The sequence below is a fragment of the Magnetovibrio sp. genome, from assembly GCF_036568125.1.
In the GTDB taxonomy this organism is placed as follows: domain Bacteria; phylum Pseudomonadota; class Alphaproteobacteria; order Rhodospirillales; family Magnetovibrionaceae; genus Magnetovibrio.
Genome location: NZ_DATCTF010000010.1, coordinates 610,272 through 623,453, shown reverse-complemented (window position 1 = coordinate 623,453; position 13,182 = coordinate 610,272). Strand labels below are relative to the sequence as shown.

The 13,182-nt window shown below is 57.1% G+C and carries 15 protein-coding genes; 8 read left to right on the top strand and 7 right to left on the bottom strand.

The genetic code is table 11. The features are described 5' to 3' along the window. Positions 1 to 5 precede the first annotated feature (5 nt). Together VIN96_RS07685 and VIN96_RS07680 are read left to right on the top strand one after the other, a co-directional pair. On the top strand, positions 6 to 989 hold the full coding sequence (locus VIN96_RS07685; protein WP_331895161.1) for a type II secretion system F family protein: 984 nt from the start codon (positions 6 to 8) through the stop codon (positions 987 to 989). A 3-nt stretch (positions 990 to 992) separates the two neighbouring features. After that, positions 993 to 1,955 (top strand): type II secretion system F family protein, encoded by a 963-nt coding sequence (locus VIN96_RS07680; protein ID WP_331895159.1) that lies wholly within the window; start codon positions 993 to 995, stop codon positions 1,953 to 1,955. Here VIN96_RS07680 and VIN96_RS07675 read toward each other — a convergent pair. The 7 genes from VIN96_RS07675 to VIN96_RS07645 all read right to left on the bottom strand — a co-directional run bounded on the left by VIN96_RS07675 (position 1,944) and on the right by VIN96_RS07645 (position 7,836). After that, entirely contained in the window at positions 1,944 to 3,152 is a 1,209-nt protein-coding gene (locus VIN96_RS07675; RefSeq protein ID WP_331895158.1) for a glycosyltransferase family 87 protein, read from the bottom strand. The two genes, VIN96_RS07680 and VIN96_RS07675, sit on opposite strands and share 12 nt — an antisense overlap. Positions 3,153 to 3,155: 3 nt before the next feature. Then, the gene (locus VIN96_RS07670; RefSeq protein WP_331895157.1) at positions 3,156 to 3,689 is read right to left on the bottom strand and encodes an A24 family peptidase; all 534 of its coding nucleotides are present in this window, start codon (positions 3,687 to 3,689) and stop codon (positions 3,156 to 3,158) included. 171 nt (positions 3,690 to 3,860) lie between these two features. Beyond that, positions 3,861 to 4,037: a Flp family type IVb pilin gene (locus VIN96_RS07665; protein WP_331895155.1), complete on the bottom strand. Its 177-nt coding sequence runs from the start codon at positions 4,035 to 4,037 to the stop codon at positions 3,861 to 3,863. A 341-nt stretch (positions 4,038 to 4,378) separates the two neighbouring features. Then, the gene (locus tag VIN96_RS07660; RefSeq protein WP_331895153.1) at positions 4,379 to 5,746 is read right to left on the bottom strand and encodes a sulfatase-like hydrolase/transferase; all 1,368 of its coding nucleotides are present in this window, start codon (positions 5,744 to 5,746) and stop codon (positions 4,379 to 4,381) included. 38 nt (positions 5,747 to 5,784) lie between these two features. Beyond that, positions 5,785 to 6,492 carry a Crp/Fnr family transcriptional regulator gene (locus VIN96_RS07655; protein ID WP_331895151.1) on the bottom strand — a complete coding sequence of 236 codons (708 nt, stop codon included), beginning with the start codon at positions 6,490 to 6,492 and terminating at the stop codon, positions 5,785 to 5,787. Between the two features lie 91 nt (positions 6,493 to 6,583). Further along, positions 6,584 to 7,036, bottom strand: a complete 453-nt coding sequence (locus VIN96_RS07650) for a PilZ domain-containing protein (RefSeq protein ID WP_331895150.1) — start codon at positions 7,034 to 7,036, stop codon at positions 6,584 to 6,586. Further along, a complete protein-coding gene (locus VIN96_RS07645) occupies positions 7,033 to 7,836 on the bottom strand; it encodes a tetratricopeptide repeat protein (protein WP_331895148.1) in 804 nt (267 codons plus the stop codon). The genes VIN96_RS07650 and VIN96_RS07645 overlap by 4 nt, the downstream gene beginning before the upstream one ends. A 234-nt stretch (positions 7,837 to 8,070) precedes the next feature. On the opposite strand from VIN96_RS07645, the gene VIN96_RS07640 reads away from it, so the two are divergent. The 6 genes from VIN96_RS07640 (at position 8,071) to VIN96_RS07615 (ending at position 13,123) form a co-directional block, all read left to right on the top strand. Then, entirely contained in the window at positions 8,071 to 8,607 is a 537-nt protein-coding gene (locus VIN96_RS07640; protein ID WP_331895146.1) for a TadE/TadG family type IV pilus assembly protein, read from the top strand. Positions 8,608 to 8,615: 8 nt separating this feature from the next. Further along, on the top strand, positions 8,616 to 9,161 hold the full coding sequence (locus VIN96_RS07635) for a TadE/TadG family type IV pilus assembly protein (protein ID WP_331895145.1): 546 nt from the start codon (positions 8,616 to 8,618) through the stop codon (positions 9,159 to 9,161). A 17-nt stretch (positions 9,162 to 9,178) separates the two neighbouring features. Beyond that, positions 9,179 to 10,552, top strand: a complete 1,374-nt coding sequence (locus VIN96_RS07630; protein WP_331895143.1) for a pilus assembly protein — start codon at positions 9,179 to 9,181, stop codon at positions 10,550 to 10,552. Between the two features lie 89 nt (positions 10,553 to 10,641). Beyond that, positions 10,642 to 11,166, top strand: a complete 525-nt coding sequence (locus VIN96_RS07625; protein ID WP_331895141.1) for a TadE/TadG family type IV pilus assembly protein — start codon at positions 10,642 to 10,644, stop codon at positions 11,164 to 11,166. A gap of 8 nt (positions 11,167 to 11,174) precedes the next feature. Next, positions 11,175 to 11,729: a TadE/TadG family type IV pilus assembly protein gene (locus VIN96_RS07620; RefSeq protein WP_331895140.1), complete on the top strand. Its 555-nt coding sequence runs from the start codon at positions 11,175 to 11,177 to the stop codon at positions 11,727 to 11,729. Positions 11,730 to 11,746: 17 nt separating this feature from the next. Beyond that, on the top strand, positions 11,747 to 13,123 hold the full coding sequence (locus tag VIN96_RS07615; protein ID WP_331895139.1) for a TadE/TadG family type IV pilus assembly protein: 1,377 nt from the start codon (positions 11,747 to 11,749) through the stop codon (positions 13,121 to 13,123). Positions 13,124 to 13,182 lie beyond the last annotated feature (59 nt).

Here is a 13,182-nt window from a genome sequence, read left to right as displayed (position 1 = left end):
CGGTCATGAACAACATCGACCTTCCCGTTCTGCTGGTGATCGTCGGCGCCATTGGCATATTCCTCATGCTGATGATCGGCGCGATGGCTTCCCTCGCCATGAAACCGAAAATGCGGCTGAAAAAGCGCATCGATTCTATTGGCTCCATCGCCAGCAGCGGCAGCGTTTCGGCCAAGGCCGAAAGCCGTCGTCAAAAACGTATTCAAGACAAGCTCAAGGGTGTCGGCGAAACCCAGAAAAAAGAGGGCATCGGCGACAAAATCGCAGCAGCCTTGCTCCAGGCCGGTTTGCAAATCGAAGTCAAAGTCCTGGTGTTGATTTGCATCGCGTTGGGCATCGCCGGCGTGGTGGGTGCGATTGTGGTCAATGCGCCGCCGCTGGCGATCCCCGCAGCGGGCATCATCGCCGGGGCGGGTTTGCCGAAATTCGTCCTTGGGCGCATGGCGCAACGTCGTCAAAACGAATTTACCAAGCATTTCGCCGAAGCCATCGACGTCATCACCCGCGGTATCCGCTCGGGCCTGCCGGTGGGGGAATGCCTAAACGTCATCGCCCGCGAATTCGAGGGCCCGGTGGGCGAAGAATTCACCATGGTGGTCGAAGGCCAGCGCCTCGGCATGACGTTGGAAGACATAATGTCGCGCGCGCTCAAACGCATCCCCACGGCGGAATTCAAGTTCTTCGCCATCGTCTTGCAGATCCAAAAGCAGACCGGCGGCAATTTGGCCGACACCTTGGAAAATCTGTCGGAAGTGCTGCGCAGCCGCAAGCGCATCAAGGACAAGATCAAGGCCCTGAGCTCTGAAGCCAAAGCATCCGCCGGCATCATCGCCAGCTTGCCATTTTTCGTGCTCGGCATGCTGTCGTTGGTCAATCCGGCCTATGTGGCGACCCTGTTTACCGACGGCATTCACTTGGTGTTCATCGGCCTCGGCATGATGGGCATCGGCATTTTCGTGATGTCGCAAATGATCAACTTCGAGGTTTGAAGCATGTTCGGTATCCCAACTCCTACCCTGATCGTGTGGATGGCGTCGTTGGCCGCCATCATCACTGTGGTGGCGCTGGCCCTGCCGTTCATCTTCACCGACGGTTCGTCTAAACGCGTCAAGATGGTTGCCAACCGACGCCAAGAGTTGTCTCGCCAACAGATGGAAGGCTTGGCAAGCAAAGGCTCGTCCATCCGTCAGCGCAAGGCCCAAAGCCGCACCGATTTGATGAAAAAAGTGCTCCATGCCTTGAAGCTTGACGAGGCCTTGTCGTCGAAAGAGCTCAAGGAAAGTCTGGCGCAGGCCGGCTATCGCAATCAAAACGCCTTGGTCATGTTCACCTTCATGCGCTTCGCTCTGGCGATCGGTATGTTCATCGTCGCCGTGGTGATCATTTCGGCCTGGAAAGACTTTCCCTACCCCTTGCCGGTCAAGGCATTGATGATGGCTGGCGCTGCGGCGGTGGGCTTTTATCTGCCGAAGATTTTCGTCACCAATGCCGCGCAAAAACGTCAGGTCGAACTGAATAAAGGCTTCGCCGACGCGCTCGATTTAATGGTCATTTGCGTGGAAGGCGGCTTGTCGGTTGAGGCCGCATTCGATCGCGTGACCAACGAAATCGGTGACAAGTCCCCCGCCCTGGCCCAGGAATTCGGCCTCACCTCAGCGGAACTGGCGTATTTAGGCAACCGCCACAAGGCCTATGCCAACTTCGCCGACCGCACCGGCCTGCCCGCGATCAAGTCCCTCGCCACCACCTTGGTGCAGTCGGAAAAGTACGGTACCCCGGTCGGCCAAGCGTTGAAGGTGCTGTCCCAAGAACGACGTGAAGAACGCATGTCGGCCGCGGAAAAGAAAGGCGCGTCGCTGCCCGCCAAGCTGACTGTGCCGATGATCTTGTTCTTCCTACCGCCTTTGTTCATGGTCGTGATCGGCCCGGCGGCGATCCGCATTTCAGGCATGTAAACTAGCGCTACGCTCATAAAGCGCGCGGCGCACGATCAGGGCGAACACCACCGCCATGGCGATCAGGCCCAGCGGCACATGGGTGAGCAGCGCAAACGGCCGCGCCACCAACGGCACCGCCCAGGCAACCGCCAAGGCGCTTTTTTCCCCCGGCAAAAACCCCTGCTGCAGTCCCAAGCCCGCCAACCACGCCAGGGCCAACCCCAAAATCACAAAGTCGTAATCGACCATATACGGCGTCACCAGCAAGGTGGCGGTAACCAAACCGGCGGCCTTGAGCGAAAAGTCGACCTGTAAGCGCCACAGCCATACGGTGACCGCCGCGACACCGACGCCTAAAACCGCCTGAAACGCATATGCCAACGACACGCCGCCGCCCACCGCGCGCACGGCGGCGAACAGACTTTGCTTTTGTTCCCACGCCATGGCACCACTTTCCAGCACCACTGCGCGGGTGAAGCTGGTGTGGGCGAAAAACGCCGGCCACATCTCGACGCCGAACGCCAAGGCGGATACGCCGATCATCGCCACCACAGTCACCGCCGCACAAACGAACACTTTCCACCGCGCGGTGGCGATCAAGACCAACGGGATCAACAAACCGAATTGCGGTTTGTAGGACAGCAGACCAAAGGTGATGCCCGACAGCACAGGACGGCGGTCCAACCACACCAACCCGGCACCCAGGAGACCGGCGCTGAGAAAGGCGTTTTGGCCGTGGCCGATATTGATCGCCACGGCGGGAAACGCCAGCGCCGCCAGAACCGCCAAACGCTGCGCCACGATGGCCCTGATTGCCACCACGTACATCGGTAGCGTCAACGCCAACCACACAAACAAAGCCCCCCCGTACGGCAACAGCGCCAACGGCGTCGCGATGAGCAAAAACGTCGGCGGATAGAGCCACGGATAGTGCCAGTCGAACTGCGAAATCTCGGCGGTGGCAAAGGCCGCATGCTGCGCGGCGCGCTGGGCATCTAAGTCATAGACCGCCAAGTGCTCGCCAGCCAAGGCTTGCAGACCCGAAGACCAAGTGTTGGCGAAATCGGTGCCCAAAGGGCGGCCAAAAACATCGAGATTACCATCGGCGGTGAGGATCAAGGCGGCGAAGGCGACCGACCACAAAACGATCAGGATCCAGCTATAGACGCGCAAACGCTCAATCGTCAGCCAGTCGCCACTGATGAGCCTGCCCATCCTCTACCCCACGATAAAGGCGAAGATGTCGGGCCACGCAGGAGGCAACACGTCCATGCGCGGAAGCATCAGCAACGCGCCCGCCGAAATGGCGATACCGTACGGCACCGCCTTACCGGGCTCGAACAGCCCCTTGGCGGCGTTCACCAGCCAGTCCGGCCACAGTCCCAAGCCTTTACGCAGCAAAATCACCAAGATGGACAACGCTCCACCGACCAAAATCACTGCACCGACCAGCCAGGTCACCTCTGGCCAACCGACCCAAAGTGCGCATCCAGCCAACAATTTGGCATCACCGCCACCGAACAGGCCAAATGCGAACAAAACGATGCCCACCACCAACACCGCCACACCGCATACCAAATGCCACGCAATGCTTTCCAGCGGCAGACCGGCGACCAGTGCTGTGGGCACGAACGTCGCCAACAACGCCAGCGACACCGAATTGGGAATACGCAGCGAACGCGCGTCGGACCATGCGCCATAAAGCACCAATGCGATGTAGCTCACCATCAATGCCGAATGCAAAACCGTCACGATGACGCCCCTGTCTTTGCTTTAAAATAATTCAATGAATTCAGATCAATAGACGGAATGATAGTAGATCCCACATCCCGTCCGACATAACAAATAGAGAAAAAAAGAACCGCCCTCAACCGATCGGCTGAAGGCGGTTCCATTCGCAAGCGCGATGCGCTTCCGTAAGCCTTAGTTGTTCAAGCTATTGCTTACTTCGTTGAACTTCGTCTCCAGGGTGGTGCCCAAGAGGGTCAGCGCACCGATGATGACCACGGCGATCAACGCGGCGATCAGACCATATTCGATAGCGGTCGCGCCATTTTCATCACGCGTAAAACGGGTCATAAGCTTAGAAAACTTAGCCATTGTCACAACTCCTACGTCTTGCTCAAGGCCAAAAAAAAAAGACCGGACACTCCAATCAAGTGAACTAAGATTGGCCCAACGAAACCGGGAAGTCAAGCTTCCGTATCCAATTCCCCTTATAAACCAAGCCGTTAATATTAGCTAAACGAAGGCCCGGTCTACATGCTGGGGCATGCGTGGAAGGCGTCCCATCATTAACCATATTAATTGCAGGGTTTAGGGGTTTTTCGCATCGGATTGCTTTCGTTTTCTTTGTCTCCTCCACTGGATTGGCTCATTCAGCCTAGGTGCTTTTTGAGTTCCCCCGTATGACGCTCATCACACACGCATAAAATCGTATTTTATGATGTTGGCCCCTTGGGCGACAACAATACCCATGGCACGACGCCGGGTTTGAACTGTGCACGCTGCGTGCGCGACCACAGTGGCGGTGCATGATCGCCAACGATCAAGATATCCATGTCAGCCTCGCTCATCGCCAACTGCGCCACCCCGCTCAACAGATCGACCCACATGCCCGCCATGTCGCAAACCTCGACATCGCCGAACGCGCCGCCGGATTGACAATCGACACGCGCGCTATGCTCACCCGGCGCAATGGGAATGTGGGTGTTAAGCGTCAACCAATAGAGAAACAGCGGCTCGTGCGACGTCTCGATGACGTCTTGCAGCCGCCCGACCAACGCCGAATCGCACGCACCTTTGAACACGGCCCCACACTGGGCGATGCCCGATGCGGCAAAATCACGGGCGAACAGGCTCTGTTCAAATCCGATGTTCGGATACCATCTTTCGCGCTCGAACATGGTTGCCGAAAATCCGTGCACGGCCACGGTGCGATAACCTTGTGCCTTCAGATTCGCCGGCAGGCATGCAGACTGAGGGCCGTTCATGACACTTTGATACGGACTTCTGCTGGCGCACAACTCTCGCATTTCCGCCGCCGTGGTCGAACCGAAATACGCCGTTTGGCCGCTGCGCACGTCATAGCGCGCACGTACTGCTGGGGTTTGAAGCGGGCCATCGACGATCCTTTGTCGTACGGGATCTTCAAACACACCCAAACCTTCGACCATCACCACCATAACAGTGCGCCGCCCCTGCCCCCGGTCCAATTTGGCTTCAAGACCGGACGAACGAAGCCCGGATTCGAACGGCTGGCCCGCGGCAAAGGCGCTGGCGAAGTGATAATGCGGCAAGCTGTTGACCGATACATCCAGGACGATCAAGGCGAATGCCGCCAACACCGGCGGCATCAGGCGCGCACGGCGCAAGACCGCCCGTTCGCGCACCAACATCTTCAGCGCGGCGACGGCGCTGAACGCGATGCCCAAGCCGATCGCCACATACATTATTGAGGCGAACAGCTTCACCTCGAGGGCGAATTTCAGCACTGCGAACATTTCCACGAACGACAGGCCGAACAACAGCGCAACGGTGCTGGCGAGATCGTAGATCAGCACCGTCAAATAAGTCCCGACGACAACGGGCGGCGGCACATTACGTGCCAATAGCCCTACAACCAGATAGGCGACGATGGCGGCGAACCGTTGCGGCGTGCCGATACCCACGGCGATGGCGGCTAAAAACACCGCGTTGGGGATCAGCAACGCGACGCAAATGAACAGCAACGTGGGACGCGCGCGCAACCCAGCGAGAGCCTTGGAATACGGCCCCGAGATTAGGGCGCGGGATAAGCGGTTTTGCATTTCGGCAGACGCCTCACAACTGCGCGGCGCGGGAAGCGTTATAAATTGAGCAACATTTGCAAGCGGCCGTGGTCCTTGATGACCAAGGATTTGTGCTTGCGCCCGACAATGCCTTCGCGCGCCAGATGGCCGATGGCCATGGCCACGTCTTCGCGCGAGGTGCCGCTCCAACTGGCGATTTCTTCATGCTTGGGCAGGAAATGGATCATCCACGTGCCATCCCCCTGGGCATTGGGTTCGGACATCCGCAGCAACTCGTAATAGACGCGTTGATGAGGGCTCAAGGTGCTCAACGACGTCACGCGGTTGTTCAAGGTACGGATCAACCCAGCAAATCGCTTGAGCAACATCATCGCGATGCCGGGGCAATCGATCAGTAGGCGGCGAAAATCCTTGCTGGGCAAGGCCGCCAGGGTGGTTTCTTCAACCGCCGTGACGCGCGCTGAACGCCTGGATGCGTCGATGGCGGACATTTCACCGAAACTGCTGCCGCTACCAAGCTCCGCCAAAGCGATTTCCTGGTCGTTGGCGAGAAAGTCCATGACCTTGACGCTGCCCTTGACGATAAAAAACACCTCGGTGGATTCGTCGTCGCGGTCGACGATGACCTGGTTGGGCTGGTAGTGCACCCACCGGCAACGTTCTTCCAGCTCGCGCTTCATCGCAGGCGGCGCCTCAACGAGAAGTTCGATGCCGTCCAACTTTCGATCTTGCGGTGCGACTATCTGGTCTTGCTCTTCGCTCATGAACCTAGGCTTTGTCTGGCGCGGTAATCATTCATCATCTTGGCAATAAAATCCCGCCGTTTCAACGAGTTTGACGCCCACTTACAGTTTATTAAATGTCCTCAGACGGAACGCCTTCCGTGTCATGGCGCGCCGCGTGTTCGTTTGCGATACGCCAGCGATTGGGCATCAATCGTTTTAAAACCATGCGGCGGCGCAACTCTGGGTCCGAAAAAGTCATTCCCACCACGAATTCGCTTGGCCTCATCCATGCCAATTCGCCGTTCAGGGCCTTGTAGTCGGATAGACGATCGAACACCAACTGTACGCTTTGATCTTTCACCAAAACCCCGAAATCGCGCGGATCCTTCAGCTTCACTTTCGCCCCACCCACGGAAATATCGGAAATCGTGCAGGGATAGGCCTTGCCGAATTGGCTGATGCGGCCGCCATAAACGGTGGTCAAACGCACGCTTTGACGGCGCTTGGCCAGTTCGGCTAAATCTTCCGCCGTTGGGTTTTGTGCAGGCTTTTGCGGGGTCTCGGAAGGCGCATCGTCGGTCATTGGTTCAGTCCTTCGAAACGGCGATAGAACGACAGGTTCGTCTCCACGTCACTGACGTCGAGATCCATGGCCGTCAAGGCGCGGGCCCGTTCGACATCGCCGTTGATGGCGTAGAGTAACGCCAAGTTTTGACGTACATGGGCGTTGCTGCGGTTGATGCCTGCGGCCCGTTCCAAAACGGCGATGGCATCGGCCAGCTTGCCCGACATCGCCAGCGACATAGCCATATTGTTCATCACCACGACATTGTTGGGCGAACGGTTCAGCGCTGCCGTATAGACCGCAATCGCCTCGTCAAAACGCCCCATCGAATCGTACGCGATGCCCAGCGCCGAATAGACTTGCCAATCGTTGGGCAATATCGCCAGCGACTCGTTCAACGCCACGACGGCTTCCGCCTTACGCCCAGCAGCCAACAAGGCTTTGGCGTATTCGAATTTCACCCCGGGATCGGTCAACATATGTGGAGTCTTGGCCTGGACGTAATCAACGATTTCGGGCGCCCGTCCGCTATAGCGCATGTTACGTACAAACGCGCTCAAGATCGTCGGATCGTCAGGACGGCGTTCGAACAAACGGCCGTACACGCCTGCCGCCATTTCATATTTGTTAGAGGCTTCGGCTTCACGCGCGGCCTCGTACAGCGTCAACTGCACGTTATCCATCTGGGCTTGAGCGGTTTGCGGTCCCGCAGTCGTATCACCGACGGTCTCGCACCCGGCCGCCAACATCAGCGCGCCGCCAACAATCGCTACGCGTAAAATCTGGCTGACACCAGCACGGCTATTCAGCTTAAGCATCCTAAAAGTAAGCCCCATCCAAACCGAAAACACTCATTAATATTTCACCTTACAGCAATCAACATTGTTATTCAGCACCCATCCTCGCCATCCGACGCGGTCCCCCGATCATAGAAGCTGTCGACCGCACGTCGCGTGATGGGCGTCACTGCTATCGCGGTCACAAACCTAAACAATGATAGGCCTCAGAAACACTTTAAAGATCACCTCACAGATCACCGCGAGAGATTAAGCATGATCGACTTGCCCCGCCCCTTCAAACGCTTTTTGAACCGTTTTTTCCGCGCGTCCGACGGTGCGGCCGCCGTTGAATTCGCGCTAATATCGCCGGTGCTTGTCTTCGTCTTCATGGCCATCATGGAAGTGTCGGTGATGTTTTTCGCATCCGCCAACATCGACGGCGCGGCGATCGATGCCGCACGACGCATCCGCACCGGCCAGAACCAAAGCAGCGCCGATCCTGCCAGCGATTTTTCCACCGCGCTATGCGGTTCGCTCAGTTCCGCGATCAACTGCGGCAGCTTGTTTCATGACGTACGCACCGTGACCTCGTTCGCCACGATCGATCTCTCAACCGAGATCGATCCCGTGACCGGCGAACCCATCACATACGGATACAGCAGCGGCTCCGCCAGCGACATCGTTGTCGTGCGGGTGATGTATTACTGGGATTTCGTCACCCCGTTCATCGGCAGGTTCCTCAGCGACGCCGGCTCGAACCGCCGCTTGCTGGCCTCTACCGTTGTGTTTCAAAACGAACCGTACAAGTGAGGTCCGACATGACCCGCATTCGCCATAAAATCCACAACATATCAAAGCGTTTCAATGCCAGCGACCGCGGCATTGCCGCAACCGAATTCGCTCTGGTGCTGCCGTTTTTGCTGCTGCTGTTGATGGGCGTCATCGAACTGTCGAACGTCATGACGGTGGAACGCAAGCTGCTCAATTCCATGCAAACGGCGGCTGATTTGATCGGCCAGCAGACGGATGTCACGGACGCCGAACTCAACGACATCTTCACCGCCGCCGAACTGACCATGTCGCCGTTCAACACCGCGCCGTTAACCGTGGGAATCGCCAGCGTCGTGTTCGACGAAACCACCGGCGCACCCAGTGTGGGTTGGTCCAGCGGCTTGAACGGCGGCGAAGTGCTCAACCCAACCACGCTGGCCGTTGGTCACGGTGAGCCAGGCGCCAGCATCATCATCGTCAGCGGCGTCTATACATATACGCCACTGATCGACCTGATCTTGCCCAATGCGCTGACGCTTCAGGAAATTTCCTACATGCGCCCCCGCAAGGTTATGTCGGTGTTGAAGTATTGATGTCGAGGAGACGTCTCATGCGAACCATGCCAAGCATTTCCGGTGTTCATCAACATCTGCGTACTTTCATGATCCGCGCGTGGCGTGCTGAGCGCGGTGCGGTGGCGGCCATTGTCGCGTTGTCCATGATCCCGTTGATGATCGGAGGTGGTTTGGCTGTGGACTTGTCACGCGCCTATCTGGTCAAGTCACGTCTTAGCCACGCCTTGGACGCCGCAGGACTGGCGGTCGGCACCATGCGCACCAATTCAACCTCGACGACATACCTGGAAACCCAATTTCAAAATTTTTTCAACGCCAACTACGCGGCTGGCGAAGTCGGAACCCCTCATGACCTGATCTTCGTCGATAACGGCGGCATTCTAACCGTCAGCGGCAAAACCACCGTCAACACCGTGTTCATGAGCATCGTCGGAATCGACACCATCACCGTGTCTTCCACAGCTGAAATCCAAGTTGAGACCAAGGGACTTGAACTGGTCATGGTGCTCGACAACACCGGGTCGATGTCCGGCAGCAAACTGTCGTCGATGAAAAGCGCGTCACTGGATCTGATCGACATCGTGTTCGGCGGCGAAGCCACGCCGGACTTCGTCAAAGTCGGTCTGGTGCCGTTTTCCGGCAGCGTCAACATCGGCAGCACCAACACCGCCTATGTCACCGATCTGACGGCTTTCGACTGGGGCACCACATCGTGGGAAGGCTGCGTCGAAGCACGTGCGTACCCCGAAGACGTGCGCGATTCCACGCCATCGCTGGGTGGTTTGTGGACGCCGTACTATTGGGCCGACCACAATTCTTACAACAATTGGATCGACGGCGGCAGCTACTCCATTGACAGTTCACCACCCAGCAACAAAGGTCCCAACAAGTACTGCCCGCGCGCGGTGACGCCATTGACCAACAACCGTGCCCTGCTGGAATCGGAAATCAATGCCCAGTGGGCGTCGGGTTACACGCACATCAATTTCGGCGCAGCGTGGGGCTGGCGACTGATATCACCAGGCGAACCGTTCACCCAAGGCAGCGCTTATGGCGATCCCGACTGGACCAAGGCGGTAATCATCTTGACCGACGGCGAGAACACAACCAGCGATTACGTCGATACCGCTTACGGCTATCGGTGGGAAGGCAACCTGGGCTCGACCAGCGGCTCGGGCACCACCGCTGAACTGAACAGTCGTTTGACGGAAGTTTGCACCGCGATGAAGAACAAAGACATCTTGGTCTACACCATCACCTTCAACGTCAGTTCGACCACTACCCAGGCCCTGTTTGAAAATTGCGCCACCAGTTCGGACAAGTATTTCAATTCGCCCGACAGCACCACTTTGACCCAGGCCTTTCGCGCCATCGGCGCAGAACTGAAAAGTCTTCACTTGAGTAAATAACGCGGATCATCAATACTCGTCAAAAGTGATACAGTTGCGATAAAGCAATAATATTATATTACTTTTGAATTCGACGATCCGGGGCCCACTTGACTTTAACGCGCGAAAATATTCGTCATTTCCCTTGCCACGACCGCGGGGCTGCCGCTGTTGAATTTGCCCTGATCGCTCCGGTTTTGGTCTTTTTGTTCATGGCGATATTGGAAGTGTCGGTGATGTTTTTTGCCACCGCCAACATCGACGGCGCAGCGATCGAAGCGGCAAGGCTCATCCGCACCGGCCAAATTCAATCCAGCGCCGATCCGGTTAGCGATTTTTCCACCGCGCTGTGCGACGACCTCAGTTCCATCATCAACTGCGCCAATCTGTTTTACGATGCCCGCACCGTCTCCACCTTCGCCAGCGTCAGTCTGACCACCGAAATCGACCCTGATACCGGGGAGCCCGTAACCTACGGATTTTCCGGTGGCTCGGCGGGCGACATCGTCGTGGTTCGGGTAATGTATTACTGGGACTTCATCACCCCCTTCATCGGCACGTACCTGAGCGATGCGGGATCATCCCGCCGTTTGCTGACCTCTACCGTGGTGTTCCAAAACGAGCCCTACGAGTGAGGCCCCCGATGATGCGCATTCATGCCCCGTGTTTTAACCTTCTCGCCGTTATAAAACGGTTCGTACGCCATGAACGCGCCATCGCGGCGACCGAATTTGCACTGATACTGCCCTTTTTGCTGTTGCTGTTGATGGGCATCATTGAGTTTTCCAATGTCATGACGGTCGAACGCAAACTGCTCAATTCCATGCAAACTGCGGCGGATCTGATCGGTCAATACACTGATGTCAGCGATGCGGACCTTACCGAAATTTACACCGCCGCGCGCCTGACCATGTCGCCATACAGCACCACGCCGATGACCATCGGGATCGCCAGCGTGCGCTTCGACGACACCACCGGAGCACCGAGCCTGGATTGGTCCAGCGGCTGGAACGGTGGGGCGGTGGTCAACCCGACCACCCTGGCGGCAGGTCACGGCGAGGCGGGCGCCAGCATCATCATCGTCAGTGGTGTCTACACCTACACACCATTGATCAGCTTGGTCATGCCCAGCAACCTGACCCTTGAAGAGATCTCCTATATGCGTCCTCGCAAAGTTCAATATGTGTTGAAGTATTGAGTGCCAGGAACCAAGCCATGGCGAAATTCAACCAGTTACGACGACATACCTTTCAATTGGCCCATGAATTTGTGGACCGTTTTTGTCGTGCGGAACGTGGCGCGGTGGCGATCATTATCGCCTTGGCTGTGGTGCCGCTGGTTATCGGCGGCGGCTTGGCTGTCGATTTGTCGCGCGCTTATCTGGTTAAATCGCGCCTTAGCCACGCCTTGGACGCTGCGGGTTTGGCGGTCGGCACCATGCGCACCGCGTCATCAGACCCCACTTACCTGGAAGCCCAGTTCACCAGCTTCTTCACCGCCAACTATGCCGCATCGGACATCGGCACGACCCACGACCTGACATTTAGCGACGCCGGTGGGATTCTCACCGTGACCGGCAAAGCCACGGCCGACACCATTTTCATGAGGATCGTCGGTATCGACACCATCACCGTGTCGTCCAGTGCCGAAATCACCGTCGAAACCAGCGGCCTGGAACTGGTGATGGTGCTCGACAACACCGGTTCGATGGGCGGCAGCAAGCTTGCATCGATGAAAACGGCTGCGCTGGATTTGATCGACATTATTTTTGCCGGGGAAACAACTCCGACCAACATCAAAGTCGGCTTGGTGCCGTTTTCCGGCAGCGTCAACATCGGCACCGGCATGTCCGCGTACGTCAACGACACCTCCGTATACGATTGGGGCACCACATCGTGGGACGGCTGCGTTATGGCGCGCGCCTATCCCGAAGATGTCAGCGACAGCACTGTCGTGGCGGGCGGCTATTGGGATCCGTTTTATTGGCCCGACCACAATTCCTACAACAACTGGGACCGCGACACGTACTACAGCATCGACACATCGCCCCCCAGCACCAAAGGCCCCAATAAATACTGCCCGCGTGAGGTCACGCCTCTGACCAACAACCGCACAACGCTGGAATCCCAAATCAACGCCCAATGGGCATCGGGCTACACCCACATCAACTTCGGTGCGGTGTGGGGCTGGCGGTTGATTTCACCGTCGGAACCGTTCACCCAAGGCAGCGCCTATGGTAATCCGGACTGGAACAAAGCCGTCATCATCCTCACCGATGGCGACAACACCACCAGCGATTCCGTCTACACCGCGTATAAGTACCGCAGCAACGGGGTGTTGGGGTCCACCAGCAGTTGGGGCACGACATCGGAACTCAATAGTCGCCTGACGGAAGTGTGCACCGGCATGAAAAACGCCGGCATCACGGTTTACACCATCACCTTTAACGTCAGTTCGATCAGCACCCAAAACTTGTTTCAAAACTGCGCCACGGATTCCAATAAATATTACAACTCACCGGACAGCGCGACCTTGGCCCTGGCGTTTCGCGCCATCGGCGCCGAATTGAAGAATCTTCACCTGAGCAAATAACAAAAAATCATGCGCATTGGCCGTATGCGTCATAGCTAAAATATTGCACCCTCCCCATA